Origin of the sequence: Pseudomonas sp. B1(2018) (assembly GCF_003097365.1) — a bacterium.
Classification (GTDB): domain Bacteria; phylum Pseudomonadota; class Gammaproteobacteria; order Pseudomonadales; family Pseudomonadaceae; genus Aquipseudomonas; species Aquipseudomonas laurylsulfatiphila.
In genome coordinates, this window is record NZ_PYUK01000010.1 from 196,495 (window position 1) to 212,757 (window position 16,263).

Here is a 16,263-nt window from a genome sequence, read left to right on the forward strand (position 1 = left end):
GCCAAGAGCGCAGCAATGTACCGGTAACCTTTAGCGGATTGCACTGAAGGTTATCGACAGGATGTTGCGGATTTATGGACAGGCTATATCAGATGGTGGTGAAACCGTCGTGATCTCTCTTGATCTCCTCTATCAGCGAGATTGATGGCTCCAGGGGATCGCTGAGCCGATATCTCCATTATGATCGTCACTCTCACTGTCTTCGTGGATCCTGCCCATGACCGATTTGTCCGCATTCCCCATCACCCGCAAATGGCCTGCCCAATACCCGGAGTGGATTCAGCTGTACTCCTTGCCGACCCCCAACGGCGTCAAGGTTTCGATCATGCTCGAGGAGATCGGCCTGCCGTATGAGCCTCACCGGGTAGGTTTCGACACCAATGACCAGATGTCCCCGGAATTCCTGTCGTTGAACCCCAACAACAAAATCCCGGCGATCCTCGACCCCCACGGCCCGGACGACAAGCCGCTGGCGCTGTTCGAGTCGGGAGCGATCCTGATCTACCTGGCCGACAAGAGCGGGCAACTGCTGGCCCAGGAATCGGCCGCGCGCTACGAAACGATTCAATGGCTGATGTTCCAGATGGGCGGCATTGGCCCGATGTTCGGCCAGCTCGGCTTCTTCAACAAATTCGCCGGCAAGGACTACGAAGACAAGCGTCCCCGTGATCGCTATGTCGAGGAGAGCAAACGCCTGCTCAAGGTGCTCGACGGCCGGCTCGAAGGGCGCGACTGGATCATGGGCGAGCGCTACACCATCGCCGACATCGCCACCTTCCCGTGGGTGCGCAACCTGATCGGTTTCTATGAAGCCGGCGATCTGGTGGGCATTCAGAACTTCCCCAACGTCACACGGGTGCTGGAGCGCTTTCTGGCACGGCCGGCGGTGGTGCGCGGGTTGCAAATTCCAAACCCCGTCGCCAGCTGATACACCGCAAAACCTGTGGGAGCGGCGGTGCGGCGGTCCGACTTGCTCGCGAAAGCGGTGGGTCAGTCAATATCAATGCCGTCTGACACTCCGCCTTCGCGAGCAAGCCCGCTCCCACATTCTGTCCTCTGATATCCAGGAATCCCCATGTCCAGCCAGTTCCCCGAAGCACGCCCACGCCGTCTGCGCCGCAATGCGAGCCTGCGCAGCCTGTTCCAGGAGACCGAGTTCAGCCTGAACGACCTGGTACTGCCGATTTTCGTCGAAGAAGAAATCGACGACTTCGTGCCGATCAAAAGCATGCCCGGCGTGATGCGTATTCCCGAGTCGAAGCTGGCCGGTGAGATCGAGCGCTACGCCCGCGCCGGGATCAGGTCGGTGATGACTTTCGGTGTGTCCCATCATCTGGACAGCAGCGGCAGCGACACCTGGCGCGACGACGGCCTGGTCTCGCGCATGTCGCGCATCGCCAAGGACGCGGTGCCGGAGATGATCGTGATGTCCGACACCTGTTTTTGCGAATACACCGACCACGGCCATTGCGGCGTGCTGCACAACCATGAGGTCGACAACGACCAGACCCTGATCAACCTCGGCCGGCAAGCCGTCGCGGCGGCCCGAGCCGGTGCCGATGTGATCGCCCCGTCGGCGGCCATGGACGGGCAGGTCCAGGCGATCCGCCGGGCCCTCGATGACGCCGGGTTTACCCAGACGGCGATCATGGCCTATTCGACCAAGTTCGCCTCGGCGCTCTATGGTCCGTTCCGCGAGGCGGGCGGCAGTGCGCTCAAGGGCGACCGCAAAAGCTACCAGATGAACCCGATGAACCGCCGCGAAGCGGTGCGCGAGTCCTTGCTCGACGAACAGGAAGGCGCCGATGCGCTGATGGTCAAGCCGGCCGGTGCCTACCTGGACATCATCCGCGACATCCGCGAAGCCTCGCGCCTGCCGCTGTCGGCGTATCAGGTGAGCGGTGAATACGCGATGATCAAGTTTGCCGCCCAGGCCGGGGCTATCGATGAAGACCGCGTGGTGCGCGAGAGCCTGGGGGCGATCAAGCGCGCCGGGGCAGACCTGATTTTTACCTACTTTGCGATGGATCTGGCGTTGGCGGGGATCTGAAAAACAACGCATAACCCTGTGGGAGCGGGCTTGCCCGCGATAGCGGTATGTCAGACATATAGATGCTGGATGTGCCGCCGCCATCGCGGGCAAGCCCGCTCCCACAGGGGGATGTGGTGGTCTCAGGGCGTGCCAAAAAACGCGCGGATCCCGTGATCACGGAAATATCGTTCGATCACTTTCGGGTCCGCGCACGTCTCGGCAATCGCTACATAGGTATCGGGCCGCAACAGATAAAAGCCGTTGCGCCCCAGGCCCGCCGCTTCGAACGCCGGTCGCCAGTCGAACACATGCAACGGCAGATGGTGCTCGTGGCACCAGGCGATCATTTCGTCGCTGGTGTCGCCATAGACATGCACCTGCCAGGAAATGCATTTGAGTGACTCAAAGTTGTCCCCCTCACCGTCATGGGCCCAGGGCAGGCGATCACCGCCATGCACGTGCCCGGCAACGCCTGTGCTCAATGGCATGCCCCGATAATTCAGGGTGATCTGCGACACCGTGCGAAACAGGAACTGGCGGGAGGTTTCGAACGAGGTGATTTTCGGGATCAGGAACGGCGCCAGGCGCGTACGCAGCAAATCGGCCATCGGCCCGTCGGCGGTAACGAAGGTGAAGACCCGATCAGTGGTCGCCACCAGTTTGCGGGCGAAGGCGATGCGCTCGGTTTCATAGGTGTCGAGCAGCCTGGCCTCGGCAGCGCCGCTCAGCACGGCCGCCAGTTTCCAGGCCAGGTTGATGGCATCGCCAATCCCGGTGTTCATGCCCTGGCCGCCCGCCGGGCTGTGCACGTGGGCCGCATCGCCGAGCAGAAACGCCCGGCCATTGCGAAAGTGATCCGCCACCCGGTGATGCACGCGGTAGGTCGAGAACCAATTCAGTTGCTCGATCTGCACCTTCATGTGCTCGATGGCCCGGCTGCTGACGTCTTCGAAGCACAGGGTCTCGGCGTGGTCGGCACGTTCGTCGCGTACGGTGCCGATCAAGCGCGCGCGGCCACTGCCCGCCAGTGGGAACACGGCAAGGAAGTCCGCCTCGTCGAGGTCCACGTGCAGTTCACCGTTGAATGTCGGGCCGCGGCCCTGTACGTCGGCGACGTAGAAAATCTGCTGGTAAGTACCGCCGGGAAACCCGGTATCCAGGGTCTTGCGCACAATCGACCGGGCGCCGTCGCACCCGGCGAGGAAACAGGCCTGACAGATTTCCTGCTGGCCGTCGGGCAGATTCAGCGTGGCGGTGATGCCGTCGGCGGTTTGCTCGAAGCTGGCCAGTTCGGTGTTGCGTTCCACCGAGATGCCGAAGGCTTGCAGGCGCTCGATCAACAGCCGTTCGTGCTCGTCCTGCGGGAAAATTTCCAGGAACGCGTAGGGTGTCAGTCCCGCGCCGACCTGGGTCAGTGGCAGGTGCGCCACGGGTTCACCCTTGACCCAGAAATTGGCGGCCGCCACCCGATGGCCGTATTGCACAACCGCGTCGGCCAGCCCGAGTTGTCGATACAGTTCCAGCGTCCGCGCCTGGACAGCCAGCGCCCGGGACGTGGTGCCAGGGGCCGAGGCTTTGTCGACAATCCGCACGCGCACGCCCAGTTTGCTCAGCCACAACGCCAGGACCAGCCCGGTCGGGCCGGCGCCGATGATCAACACATCGCTTCTGTGCATGAACTCATCCTCCTCGCTGGGTAGAACAAGTATGGACGACCCGGCCCCCTGTAGGAGCGAGCCTGCTCGCGATGAACGAAAGAGCGCCGCGTTAATCCTGAGAGTACGCGTTATCGTTAACGTCCATCGCGAGCAAGCTCGCTCCTACAGGTATAGGGTTGGGCTGCCCTCAATCAGAAGTCGATAGTCCCCGACAACTTCGCCGTGCGCGGTTCGCCCTGGGTCAGGTAACCCCCCTGGGCCGATTCCCAGTAGCTCTTGTTGGCGACGTTTTCCACGCCCAGGCGTACGGTCACGTCTTTCTCCTGGACCCTGAACGCGTAGCGGGCGCCGGCATCGAAGCGGTTCCAGGCCGGCAGGCTGAGGTTGTTCGCCGCGTCGGCGTATTGGCCGCCGGTACGCAACATGCGTCCGTTCAGGGCTACGCCCGGCAGGCCCGGCACGTCCCAATCGACACTGGCATTGAACTGGAAGCTCGGCACGCCGATGGCCCGGTTGCCATCGTTGAGGCCGTCCTGGGTGTTCTTCAGTTCGGTGTCCATCACGGTCACGCCGCTGAGCAGGCGCAGGCCGTCGATGGGTTCGCCGAAGACATTGAGTTCCACGCCCTTGTTGATCTGTTCACCGTCATGAACGAACACGGCGGTGGTGTCGTCGATGACTTGGGTGTAGCCGTCAGCCGGTTGTTCGATGCGGTACACACCGAGGGTCGCACCATAGGTGCCCATGTCGACTTTGACCCCGGCTTCAACCTGTTTGGAGCGCGACGGTGCAAACACTTCATTGCCGTTGACCACGACCCTGGAGCCGGAGGTCGTCGGAGCCGTCGGCCCCTGGGCCAGGCCCTCGATACGGTTGGCGTAGAACGACACGTGGTCCCACGGCTTGAACACGATGCCGTACACCGGCGTGGTGATCGACTTGTCGTAGTTGGACGTGCGGTTTTGCGTGTCGTAGTCGTAGCCTTGAACGACCAGCTGTTGACGGCGTACGCCCAGGGTGACCAGCAGGCGATCATCGATAAAGCCCAGGGTATCGGACACGGCGGCGCTGCGCATGAAGGTTTTTCCGGTGATGCCCGGATCGCCCAGGTCACCGCCGGAGAAGCCGCCCGCCGGCGCCGGAACGTCAATCGGGTGGTAGATGTTGTTCGGGTATTGGGTCAGATCGAAATCGAAGGCGTTGCGCTGTTGGGTCCAGATCCCGGCCAGGCCGAAGTTCAGTTTATGGGTCACCGGACCCGTGGCAAAACGGCCATTGAGGCCGGCCATGGCACTGGTGTTGTCTTCTTCGTGGGGAATGAACGAACCGCTGGTCACCGAGCTGCCATCGTTGCCCACCAGGGTGGTGGAGTCGTAGTTGCCGACTTCACGGGTGTGCTTGGCACCGCCGGCGGCATAGGCGGTCCAGCTGTCGTTCAGGTCGTATTCGGCGCGCAGCATGCCGAAGGTGTCCTCGATCTCGCTGAAGCCCCACTTTTGCGCGTAGTTGGTGTCGGCGGAGGGGGCATCCGGGATGTGCGTGGCGTCGCCAAGGTTGACCGAGCTGCGGCCGCCGTTGATGCGTTCCTTCGAATAGACGAAATCGCCGGACAGGCGTAGCGCATCGCCGCGGTAGTCGAGGCCCAGGGCGAACAGTTTGGAGCGCTGGTTCTCGTCGTCGATGGCGGTGTCGCCTTCACGTTGGGACAGGTTCAGGCGGGCACCGAAGCGGTTGTCCTCGCCAAAGCGCTGACCGATGTCCAGGTGTTCGCCGATGCGCCCGTCGTCGCTGATGTCCGTGGTGAACCGTCGCAGCGGCACGTCACTGGCGCGCTTGGGTTGCAGGTTGACGCCGCCACCGATGCCGGAACCGGTCGGGGTGACACCGTTGATGAAGGCGTTCGGCCCCTTGAACACTTCCACGCGCTCCAGGGCATCGGTGGAAATGATCTGCCGTGGCAGGATGCCGTACAGGCCGTTGAATGAAATATCATCGCCGTTCAGGGGCAGGCCGCGAATCATGAAGGTCTGGGCCTGGTTGGAAAAACCGGAAGCCTGACGCACCGAGGCATCGTTGAGCAGCACGTCGCCGACGGTTTCGGCCTGCTGGTCGCGGATCAACGCTTCGGTGTAGGACGTCATGGTGAACGGAACGTCCATGATGTCCTGGTTGCCCAGGATACCCAGTTGAGCGCCGCGTGCGACCTGACCACCGGCGTAAACCGGGGGCAGGTCGGACGGTGCCGGGGCCTGGGCGTTGACATTGACGTCGCCCAGTACCAGCGGTGTTCCCTGGGCCTCGGTTGTTTCGGGCGTTGCGGCATGGGCCGTCAGGGACAAGGAGCAAAACAGGGCCAGTAGCGTCGGGCGAAAAGGTACGCGCAGTCGTGCTGGAGTGGTCATGATGGGTTCCTGGGCGGCGCGCGGCCGATTGAAAAAAAGGGGCGGCGCGGGAACTCCATGCGCAAATGCGACTCCTGATGCAAATGGTAGTTGTTCTCAGTAACGTTGTGCAATGCGTTTTCTGCAAGGCACACAGGCATTTTCTGCAAATGCAGATTTCGGATAGCGGAGCTTCAGGGCCGTTTCAGTGACTAATAAAGGCACGTGGTGGACAAGGGTCATAGCCGCTGCCCTGCCATTGCTCGTATGGTTAAGCCGGACCCAAGGACTAGATGGAACGACATGCAAGCTAATCGATTGATCTTCAGCATCGCCGCTTTATTGATACTGGCCGGTTGCGGCAGCCAACGGACCCAGGAACCGGCGGCGCGTAGTCCGGCGCAGGTGAAGGCTGAGATTGTGCGATTGCTGCCGGCCAAAGCCGCCGATCCCCAGGGGTGGGCCACGGATATCCAGGTGGCGTTTACCGCGCAAGACATCTCGCCGACCACGCAAAACCTGTGCTCGGTTTTGGCCGTGACCGAACAGGAGTCGACCTTCCAGGTTGATCCGAGCGTACCGGGCCTGGGCAAGATCGCTCGCGACGAGATCGACCGTCGCGCCGCCAAGGCACACATTCCCGGCCTGCTGGTGAACAGTGCGTTGAAGCTCGACTCGCCCAACGGCAAGAGCTACAGCGCCCGCCTGAATGCCGCGCGCAGTGAAAAGGAGCTGAGTGGCATTTTCGACGACTTCATCGGCATGGTGCCGATGGGTAAAATCCTGTTCGGTGGCTTCAACCCGGTGCATACCGGCGGACCGATGCAGGTCAGCATCGATTTTGCCGAGCAGCAGGCCAAGGGTTACCCGTATCCGGTGCAGGGCTCGATCCGCCATGAAGTGTTCACCCGGCGCGGCGGCATGTATTTCGGCATCGCGCACTTGCTGGGATATCCGGCGAGCTACCCACAGCCGCTGTACCGCTTTGCGGATTTCAACGCGGGTTGGTACGCCAGCCGTAACGCCGCGTTTCAGAACGCGGTGAGCCGGGCTTCCGGTATTCCGTTGGCGCTGGATGGCGACCTGGTGCGTTACGGTTCGATCATGCCCGGCACCACGGAACTGGCCGTGCGCACCCTCGGCAAGCAACTGGACATGCGCAATCCGACGATCCGCGAGCAACTGGAAGAGGGCAATACCCTGGCATTCGAAGACAGCAAACTCTATCGACGGGTTTTCGAACTGGCCGAACGGGCCGAGGGCCGGCCGCTACCCCGTGAAGTGTTGCCGGGGATCGTGCTGCAAAGCCCGAAAATCACGCGCAAACTGACCACCGCATGGTTCGCCAAACGGGTCGATGAACGTTACCAGCGCTGCATGGCGCGGGCAGGGGAGTAATCGCGAGCTAAAAAGCGCATAAAAAACCCGGCGGGTGAGGCCGGGTTTCGTCGAGTCCTGCGGTAAAGCCCTGCATTCAGACAGCGCGGCTTTCGATCAGACGGTCGGAACCACCTTCGGCGACGCGGTTTTCGATCAGGCGATCGGAACCACCTTCGGCGACGCGGTTTTCGATCAGGCGATCGGAACCACCTTCGGCAACGCGGTTTTCGATCAGGCGATCGGAACCACCTTCGGCGACGCGGTTTTCGATCAGGCGATCGGAACCACCTTCGGCAACGCGGTTTTCGATCAGGCGATCCGAACCACCTTCAGCGACGCGGTTTTCGATCAGACGATCCGAACCACCTTCAGCCACACGGCTTTCAATCAGACGATCCGAGCCGCCTTCAGCGACCACAGGTTGAGCAGAAGTTGCGGCGAAAGCGTTAACTGCGAAAACCGAGAATGCGATGCTGAGGAGGGTCTGGCGTTTCATGATGGTGTGCTCCGGGGTGCTTATGGGTGGGTATGGAGCAGATGTTACGCCGCGGATTTTTTAAGAGAACTTCATTGAGGTGATGGTGAACATCGATGGCAGTGATAGGACCTGAGCTATACCTCTTGTGAGCTTGATGGTGCGATCGTCGGATGGTCGCTGCGTGGCAGGTGGCGGCTTCTACACTGGAAAGCTGGCGCGTTCCTCTGCCGGGACGGATGATGAGGCACTGCAGAGATCGCGGTGTGCAAGGAGACGATCATGTACCAGCTCTACGGTCATCAGAACTCCGGGGCCGCGGCCATCGAAGCCGCCCTTGAACTCTGTGATGTTCCCTATCGCTTCATCGATGTCGAGGCGTCCGCAGAGGCGGCCCATGCGCTGGAAAAACTCAATCCGCTCAAGCAGATTCCAACCCTGCAACTCCCTGATGGCGCTGTCCTGACCGAGAGCGTGGCGATCCTGATTCACCTCGGGCTGAGCTTTCCCGCGTCGAGGTTGTTGCCCCAGGACCCCGCCGAGCGGGACCAGGCCATTCGCGCCATGGCTTACATCGCCAGCAATTGCTATGCGGCCATCGGCATCATCGATTACCCCGAGCGCTGGCTGGCCGGGGCGGACGAGTCGTCCAGGCAGAACCTCATGGAGGGAACCCGCCGGCGCCTGCACTGGAGTTGGGAGGTGTTTGCCGACCAGTTTTCGGGCGAGCTGTATCTGGGCAGCGAGAAACCAGGGGCCCTGGATGTGCTGACGGCGGTGATCTCGCGATGGGCGGGCAGTCGGGAACATTTGCGCACTGCGCGGCCCGGGTTTTTCGCCTGGCTGGAACGCATCGACCGCCATCCGGCACTGGCCCCGGTGTTCGCCCGGCATTGGCCGGCCTGAACACCGAATACCAAATGTGGGAGCGGGCTTGCTCGCGAAGGCGTCGTGTCAGACAGCATTCATGTTGACTGACACGACGCCTTCGCGAGCAAGCCCGCTCCCACAGGGGATCTTCGGTGTGTCGATTATTCCCCGCGAATGTACTGCTCAAGCTGGCGAATCAGCTCCGCCTGTTCGGCAATCGCTTCCTTGACCAGGTCACCGATCGACAGCAGGCCGATCAATTTGCCGCCTTCGACCACCGGCAAGTGACGCAGGCGTCTATCGGACATGATGCCCAGGCAGGTATCCACGGTTTGATGGGTGTCGACGGTAATCACCGGTGACACCATGATGTCGCGCACCGGCGTGCCCACCGAGGAGCGGCCGTGCAGCACCAGTTTGCGCGCATAGTCCCGTTCGCTGATGATGCCCAGCACTTCATCATTCTCCACCACCAGCAAGGCGCCGACGTTTTTCTCGGCCATCTTCATCAGCGCTTCGAGCACCATGTGATCGGGCTTGATCTGGTGCACTTCCTGATTCTTCTGATCTTTGAGCTTGAGCAGTTGGGCGACGGTTTTCATGGTGGTTACTCGGGTGTTGTCGTTGTCCTTGAAGAATCGTAGACGCAGGCGCTCAGGGCAAGGGCGAAAGCGGCAGATAACACGCAAAAAACGTCATTCGGCGGTTTTTCTTCGCTAAACCCCTTATTTCAGGCCAACGAACCACCTGTGGGAGCGGGCTTGCTCGCGAAAGCGGACTGTCAGCCAGCAAAGATGTTGACTGTGCTGGCCCCTTCGCGAGCAAGCCCGCTCCCACAGGATCGGTGTCTGCCTGACAGGCCTGCGGCGAACGCGCTATCGCGACGGATGCCGGGTAGAATCACCCTCTGAATCAGTTTCGAGGTTTGCAGTGGTGGATTTACAGCAGGGCTTCGTCCTGACCCGGCATTGGCGCGACACTCCGGCCGGTACGGAAGTCGAGTTCTGGCTGGCGACCGACAGCGGTCCCCGGCGCATCCGCCTGCCTTTGCAGCCCTCGGTGGCGTTCATCCCGGCTGCGCAGCGTCTGCAGGCCGAAAGCGTCTTGCATGACGAGAAGAACGTCGAGCTCAAGCCCCTGAGCCTGCAGGATTTCGAACATCGCCCGGTCCTCGGACTCTACTGCCGGCAACATGGTCAGTTGATGCGCCTGGAAACCGCATTGCGCCGAGCCGGTATCGACGTGTTCGAAGCCGACGTGCGCCCGCCGGAACGCTACATGATGGAGCGCTTCATCACCGCGCCGGTGCGCTTCAGTGGCACGCCGAATGCCGAGGGCCTGCTGCTCGACGCACAGATGAAGCCCGATTCCGACTTTCGGCCGAGCTTGAAGCTGGTGTCCCTGGACATCGAGACCACGGCCCAGGGCGAGTTGTACTCGATTGCCCTGGAAGGCTGCGGCGAGCGTCAGGTGTACATGCTCGGCGCGCCCAATGGCGACGATAGCCAGGTGGATTTCCAGCTCGAGTACTGCGATTCGCGGACCCTGTTGCTGAAAAAACTCAACGACTGGTTTGCCCGGTTCGACCCCGACGCGATCATCGGCTGGAACGTTGTGCAGTTCGACTTGCGGGTGCTTCACGAACACGCCCGGCGCCTGGCGGTGCCGTTGAAACTGGGGCGTGGCGGCGAGGAAATGCAGTGGCGCGAACATGGCAACGGCAACCATTACTTCGCTTCAGCCGCTGGCCGCCTGATCATCGACGGTATCGAGGCCCTGCGTTCGGCGACCTGGAGCTTTCCCTCGTTCAGCCTGGAAAACGTCGCGCAAACCCTGCTCGGCGAGGGCAAGTCCATCGACAACCCGTACCAGCGCATGGACGAAATCAATCGCATGTTCGCCGAGGACAAGCCGGCGCTGGCCAAATACAACCTCAAGGATTGCGAACTGGTCACGCGGATTTTCGCCAAGACCGAGTTGCTCACCTTCCTGCTGGAGCGGGCCAGCGTCACCGGTCTGCCGGCCGATCGCATGGGCGGTTCGGTGGCGGCATTCACCCACCTGTACATGCCGCTGATGCACCGTCAGGGTTTCGTCGCGCCGAACCTCGGTGGCAAGCCACCTGAAGCCAGCCCGGGCGGTTTCGTCATGGATTCGCAACCGGGACTGTACGAATCGGTGCTGGTGCTCGACTACAAGAGCCTCTATCCGTCGATCATCCGCACCTTCCTGATCGACCCCGTGGGGCTGATTGAAGGGCTGAAGCATCCGGATGACAGCGAATCGGTGCCGGGCTTTCGAGGTGCGCGCTTTTCCCGCACCCGACATTGCCTGCCCTCCATCGTCGCCCGGGTCGCCGAAGGCCGGGAAACCGCCAAGCGCGAACACAACGCACCGCTGTCCCAGGCGCTGAAAATCATCATGAACGCGTTCTATGGGGTGCTCGGCTCCAGCGGTTGTCGCTTCTTCGACACGCGCCTGGCGTCGTCCATCACCTTGCGCGGGCACGAGATCATGCTGCGCACCCGCCAGTTGATCGAGGCCCAGGGGCATGCGGTGATTTACGGCGACACCGACTCGACCTTCGTCTGGCTGCGTCGCGCCCACGGCCAGCAGGAGGCGGCACAGATCGGCCAGGCGCTGGTGGCACACGTCAATCAGTGGTGGCGCGAGCATGTGCAGCAGGAATATGGCTTGCAAAGCGTTCTCGAACTGCAGTTCGAGACCCACTACAAGCGCTTTTTGATGCCGACCATTCGCGGTGCCGAAGAGGGCAGCAAAAAGCGCTACGCCGGACTGGTGACCCGCGCCGATGGCAGCGACGAAATGGTCTACAAGGGCCTGGAAACCGTGCGCACCGACTGGTCGCCGCTGGCCCGGCAATTCCAGCAAGAGCTGTATTCGCGGATCTTCCTGCGCAAGCCCTATCAGGATTACGTGCGTGACTACGTGCGCAAGACCCTGGCCGGCGAGTTCGATGACCGGCTGGTTTATCGCAAACGCCTGCGCCGCACCCTCGATGACTATCAGCGTAACGTCCCGCCCCACGTACGCGCGGCGCGCCTGGCCGATGAGTACAACGACAGCCAGGGTCGCCCGCGGCAATACCAGAACGGCGGCTGGATCAGCTACGTGATCACCGTCGCCGGCCCCGAACCGCTGGAAGTGCGCAGCGCGCCCATCGATTACGACCACTACATCACCCGACAACTGCAACCGGTGGCGGACGCGATACTGCCGTTTGTCGACGACGACTTCTCAACCCTGATTGGGGGGCAACTGGGCCTGTTTTGAGTCCATCAGCGACAAGGTCCAGTCATCCAGGATGCCGTGGAAGTACTGGTTCAAGGCTTGCTGGAAAAGGCTGTCGGCGGCATCGACCTGGGCGAACAGGGTCATCGAGGAATGAAATTTCAGGTCGTCGGGATGACCGAAAATCCCGGCCACCGAGCGCTCCCGGATGTTCAGCACTTCCTGGGTGCAGGTGCGCAGGCGGGCGCCGAGCAACGGATGTTCAAGGTAGGCCAGGGCCTCCTCTCGCGAGCGGATGGCAAAGCGGCGCGACATCTCGCTGCCGCCGAGCCCGGCAAACTGCGGAAAAATGAACCACATCCAGTGGCTGCGCTTGTGTCCGTTGTTCAGCTCGTCTTGAACCCGGTCGAATACCGGGTCCTGAGCCTGGAGAAAGCGTTGCAGATTGAACGGGTCCAGGTGGTCGGTGCTTCTCATGGCGAAGCTCTCTGACTGCGTTGGCTCAGACCATGGCCAGCCGCTGTTTGCGTTGTGGCGCAAGAAACGCGTGGTCCAGCGCCTCCAGATCCCCGGGTTCAAGTTGCAGTGTGGCGGCTTGGGCATTGAGTCGCACATGTTCGGGCCGGACCGCTTTGGGGATGGCGATCATGCCGTCCTGGCGCATTATCCATGCCAGCGCCACCTGTGCTGGCGTCACGCCGTGCCGGGCGGCCACCTGCTTGAGCGTGGCATTGGCGAGCATTTTTCCACCCTGGCCGATCGGGCAGTAAGCCATGACCGGCAGCCGTTGCTGTTGGCTCCAGGGTAACAAGTCAAATTCTATGCCGCGCTGCTCCAGATTGTAGAGCACCTGATTGGTGGCGCAGGCCGGGGCGTCCAGTTCCAGCAGGTCGTCGAGGTCGAAATTGGACACACCCCAACGCCCGATCTTGCCGGCTTCGCGCAGGCGCTCGAAGGCGTCGACGGTTTCCTCCAGTGGAAACTGGCCGCGCCAGTGCAGCAGATACAGATCGATGTAATCGGTGCCGAGCCTGCGCAGGCTGCGCTCGCATGCCTGAGGAATGCCCTGGCGGCTGGCGTTGTGCGGGTACACCTTGCTCACCACGAAGACGCTGTCGCGCTGGCCGGCGATGGCATCGCGGACCACTTCCTCGGCGCCGCCTTCGGCGTACATTTCAGCGGTGTCGATCAGGGTCATGCCCAGTTCGATGCCCAGGCGCAGTGCCGCGACTTCTTCCCTGTGCCGTGAGTGGTCCTCGCCCATCTGCCAGGTACCCTGGCCAATGACGGGCACCTGGGCGCCAGCCAATTGAAGCGTGCGCATGCAAACCTCCTGTGTGTTCGGTGATGTAGGAGCTGCCGCAGGCTGCGATCTTTTGATTTTAATTGTTCAAGATCAAAAGATCGCAGCCTGCGGCTGCTCCTACGGGGAGTGTGGACCGTTTCATGATGTTCTGATCCGTTTTTTCTATGAACATTCCCCTGCCAGTGATCGATTGGTGTCGCCCGATACTGCACTTTTTCGAAATGTCCGGCTCTATCCATGGCAGCCTGCGGCGATCCCCACCGTCGGCCCATGCCCAAGTTCAACAACCCATGGCTCGAGTTTCACCTGCGATCAGTACAAAAATCCGCCGTCATTGCCTGCTGCTGGCAGGTCTGTCGATGTTCTTCGTCACCGGTTGCAGCCCGCAGCAGGGCGGCGACATCTTCACCCAGATGCGCGAAGGCCAGCCTCAGGAGTTCCTTCAGACCAGTGTCGACCGCATGGCCACCCTGACCATGCGCGACAACCTCGACAGCCTTTACCTGCTCATGGGCAAGCTCTACCTGCGCAACCCCGATGAGCTGAAAAAGTCCGGTTTCCTCGATGCCCGTACGGCCGGCAAGCAAGTGCGCCTGGCCATTGAACAGCAGCAGCCATTACCGACCCTGGGCGGCAAAAAGGACCTGGCGGCCCTGCGTTTTGCCATGAGCCCGGAGTTTCTCGGCGATCGGGTCGGGGCGTTCATCTATGCCATCGGCAGCATGCTGGTGACCGCCCATGGCAATCGCACCGAGTTCTACATGACCGATACGATCAACCCGGTATTCGTCAGCAATGCCGCACGCAATATCGAGATTGCCACCTGGATCCTCAGCCAGCGACAAGACAAGGAAGGCCAACCCCTGCTGTTTTCCAACGAAATCTCGGAGGAGGGCAGCAACCTGAGCTTTGCCGTCGAGTTCGGCAAGATCGTCGCCCGCCTGGACCTGCTGACCCAGATGCTCGACGAGCGCTACCGACGCATCGGCCTGAACTACGCTCAGAGCCTGCTGTTCCTGAATTTCCTGCCGGTGCAGTGAGTCCTGTGGGAGCGAGCTTGCTCGCGATGTCTGAGTGTCAGTCGCCATTGATGCCAACTGATACACCGCTATCGCGAGCAAGCTCGCTCCCACAGGCTTGCATGATGGTTCCGGAATAAAGATAGATCGCATCGATATAACTGGTTATAAGAAATATCGCTATGCTGCGGGCCAGATTTCCCCTGCGATCTTTGTGGACGTATCAATGGATTTAGTGAACATCGGGTTGGTCGTGGCCGGGTTGGTGGTTGGCTTTATTGTCGGCATGACTGGCGTCGGTGGCGGGTCGCTCATGACCCCGATCCTGCTGTGGTTCGGTATCAACCCGGCGACGGCGGTCGGTACCGATTTGCTCTACGCGGCGATCACCAAGTCCAGCGGCGTACTGGTTCACCGAAAGAACAACAACATCGACTGGGCGATTACCGGTTGGCTGACCCTTGGCAGCGTGCCGGCGGTGGCACTGACGTTGTGGTTCCTGAGCAGCCTGCACTCCAGCCCCGATGCGATGAACGCGATCATCAAGCAGGCCCTCGGCTTTGTGTTGTTCGCCACGGCACTGGCGATCCTGTTCAAGAAGCGTCTGCTGGATTTCGCCCACAAACGTGCTGGCGGCCACTACAACCCCAGCGGCTCGCGCCTCAATGTCCTGACGGTCATCACTGGCCTGGTCCTCGGCACCATGGTCGCGCTGACGTCCATTGGCGCCGGTGCACTGGGCACCGTGGCCCTGTTCATTCTCTATCCAATGCTGCCGACCCGCCGCCTGGTCGGCACTGAAATCGCCCACGCCGTGCCGCTGACCCTGGTCGCCGGCCTCGGCCATGCAAGCATGGGCAACATGGACTGGCAGGTCCTGGGTTACTTGCTGGTGGGTTCGTTGCCGGGGATTTACCTGGGCAGCCACCTGACCGGGCGCATCTCCGACGAACTGCTGCGTCCTTGCCTGGCGACCATGCTGTTGCTGATCGGCTATAAGCTGGCGTTCTGATTCAATTCGTTACACCGACCTCCTTCGCGGGTGCAATGCCCAGTCGGTGCCTGTCCGGGCCCCCCTTGCGACCCGCTTGATCCTTGAACTGCCTTGAACTTTGTAAGTCCTGAGATGACCCCGAGTTGTTGCGCAATGACCGCCCTGACCTAAGCTTGGGACAAGGCGAAAAAATTTGCGGTACGTCACCCGGAACGATCGCCGCGATGCGCAATCATTAGAGCGTGGATATCAAAAAGGAGATGCGCATGCTCATCAGGTCACTGACCATGGCTATCTTGCTGGCGATTGCCGGCACCTCGTTCGCCGCTGATGGCGACTCACCGCTGGACATGGACAAGGGCAGGGCCCGACCACTGATTGTCATCGCTCCAAGCACTGTGGATCCGACCTGGGTCAGCCTGAAAAAGTCACTGGATGAACCGACCAACCGCAAGGGTTTCACCGACCGCAACATGGTGCTCTACACCGTGCTCAACCTGATGGGCCAGCGCGACGGCAAAGACCTCGGCCCCCAGGACACGGCGGCGCTGATCCGCTCGCTCAAGCTGGGTGCCGGCGCCAAGACCAAGGTGATTCTGGTCGGCAAGGACGGCGAAAAGAAACTGGAACAATCGGACGCCATCAAGCTGGACGAGATTTTCAGCGCAGTCGATCAATTGCCGGCGGCCGAGAAAGAATTTACCGCGACAGTGGCCGCTCCCGTCGCTGAAGCCGAGCCGGCGGCCAAAGGCGCCAAGCCCGGGAAAAACAGCAAACCGGCCAAGCCCGCCAAGCCGCCGGAAATGCCGGATGATTGATCCGGCCCTGAATCCTGGTGGTAAGCAATTAACCGGTAGGAGCGAGCTTGCTCGCGATGGGGACCTGACATTCAACAT

At 61.4% G+C, this 16,263-nt stretch carries 14 protein-coding genes; 8 read left to right on the forward strand and 6 right to left on the reverse strand.

All coding sequences use genetic code 11. The features are described 5' to 3' along the window. Nucleotides 1-217 precede the first annotated feature (217 nt). Both C9422_RS17700 and hemB read left to right on the forward strand, forming a co-directional pair. A complete protein-coding gene (locus C9422_RS17700) occupies nucleotides 218-928 on the forward strand; it encodes a glutathione S-transferase family protein (protein ID WP_116581558.1) in 711 nt (236 codons plus the stop codon). Between the two features lie 147 nt (nucleotides 929-1,075). Beyond that, nucleotides 1,076-2,050 carry a porphobilinogen synthase gene (gene hemB, locus C9422_RS17705; protein ID WP_116581559.1) on the forward strand — a complete coding sequence of 325 codons (975 nt, stop codon included), beginning with the start codon at nucleotides 1,076-1,078 and terminating at the stop codon, nucleotides 2,048-2,050. Nucleotides 2,051-2,172: 122 nt separating this feature from the next. Here the strand turns inward: hemB and C9422_RS17710 are convergent, their stop codons facing one another. Continuing rightward, complete coding sequence (locus C9422_RS17710; protein WP_116581560.1) at nucleotides 2,173-3,708, reverse strand: FAD-dependent oxidoreductase; 1,536 nt, start codon at nucleotides 3,706-3,708, stop codon at nucleotides 2,173-2,175. 173 nt (nucleotides 3,709-3,881) lie between these two features. Further along, nucleotides 3,882-6,092 (reverse strand): TonB-dependent siderophore receptor, encoded by a 2,211-nt coding sequence (locus tag C9422_RS17715; RefSeq protein WP_116581561.1) that lies wholly within the window; start codon nucleotides 6,090-6,092, stop codon nucleotides 3,882-3,884. 282 nt (nucleotides 6,093-6,374) lie between these two features. Between C9422_RS17715 and C9422_RS17720 the strand changes: the two genes are divergently transcribed. After that, complete coding sequence (locus C9422_RS17720) at nucleotides 6,375-7,469, forward strand: DUF1615 domain-containing protein (protein WP_116581562.1); 1,095 nt, start codon at nucleotides 6,375-6,377, stop codon at nucleotides 7,467-7,469. Nucleotides 7,470-7,545: 76 nt separating this feature from the next. On the opposite strand, the gene C9422_RS17725 is transcribed toward C9422_RS17720, so the two are convergent. After that, the gene (locus C9422_RS17725; protein ID WP_095967461.1) at nucleotides 7,546-7,947 is read right to left on the reverse strand and encodes a hypothetical protein; all 402 of its coding nucleotides are present in this window, start codon (nucleotides 7,945-7,947) and stop codon (nucleotides 7,546-7,548) included. A gap of 261 nt (nucleotides 7,948-8,208) precedes the next feature. Between C9422_RS17725 and C9422_RS17730 the strand changes: the two genes are divergently transcribed. After that, nucleotides 8,209-8,832 (forward strand): glutathione S-transferase family protein, encoded by a 624-nt coding sequence (locus C9422_RS17730; RefSeq protein WP_116581563.1) that lies wholly within the window; start codon nucleotides 8,209-8,211, stop codon nucleotides 8,830-8,832. 125 nt (nucleotides 8,833-8,957) lie between these two features. Here C9422_RS17730 and C9422_RS17735 read toward each other — a convergent pair whose 3' ends face one another. Then, nucleotides 8,958-9,398, reverse strand: coding sequence for a CBS domain-containing protein (locus C9422_RS17735; protein WP_007976812.1), 441 nt, complete (start codon nucleotides 9,396-9,398; stop codon nucleotides 8,958-8,960). Nucleotides 9,399-9,729: 331 nt separating this feature from the next. Between C9422_RS17735 and C9422_RS17745 the strand changes: the two genes are divergently transcribed. After that, nucleotides 9,730-12,090, forward strand: coding sequence for a DNA polymerase II (locus C9422_RS17745; protein WP_165824788.1), 2,361 nt, complete (start codon nucleotides 9,730-9,732; stop codon nucleotides 12,088-12,090). Here the strand turns inward: C9422_RS17745 and C9422_RS17750 are convergent. Further along, entirely contained in the window at nucleotides 12,055-12,525 is a 471-nt protein-coding gene (locus tag C9422_RS17750) for a DUF1810 domain-containing protein (RefSeq protein ID WP_116581565.1), read from the reverse strand. The two genes, C9422_RS17745 and C9422_RS17750, sit on opposite strands and share 36 nt — an antisense overlap. Nucleotides 12,526-12,550: 25 nt before the next feature. After that, a complete protein-coding gene (locus tag C9422_RS17755; RefSeq protein WP_116581566.1) occupies nucleotides 12,551-13,372 on the reverse strand; it encodes an aldo/keto reductase in 822 nt (273 codons plus the stop codon). Nucleotides 13,373-13,644: 272 nt separating this feature from the next. Here C9422_RS17755 and C9422_RS17760 point away from each other — a divergent pair, with 272 nt between their 5' ends. From C9422_RS17760 to C9422_RS17770, 3 genes are all read left to right on the forward strand, one after another. Beyond that, nucleotides 13,645-14,394: a hypothetical protein gene (locus C9422_RS17760; protein WP_116581594.1), complete on the forward strand. Its 750-nt coding sequence runs from the start codon at nucleotides 13,645-13,647 to the stop codon at nucleotides 14,392-14,394. Between the two features lie 205 nt (nucleotides 14,395-14,599). Next, on the forward strand, nucleotides 14,600-15,385 hold the full coding sequence (locus tag C9422_RS17765; protein WP_095967456.1) for a sulfite exporter TauE/SafE family protein: 786 nt from the start codon (nucleotides 14,600-14,602) through the stop codon (nucleotides 15,383-15,385). A 248-nt stretch (nucleotides 15,386-15,633) separates the two neighbouring features. Beyond that, on the forward strand, nucleotides 15,634-16,185 hold the full coding sequence (locus C9422_RS17770; RefSeq protein WP_116581567.1) for a DUF4174 domain-containing protein: 552 nt from the start codon (nucleotides 15,634-15,636) through the stop codon (nucleotides 16,183-16,185). Nucleotides 16,186-16,263 lie beyond the last annotated feature (78 nt).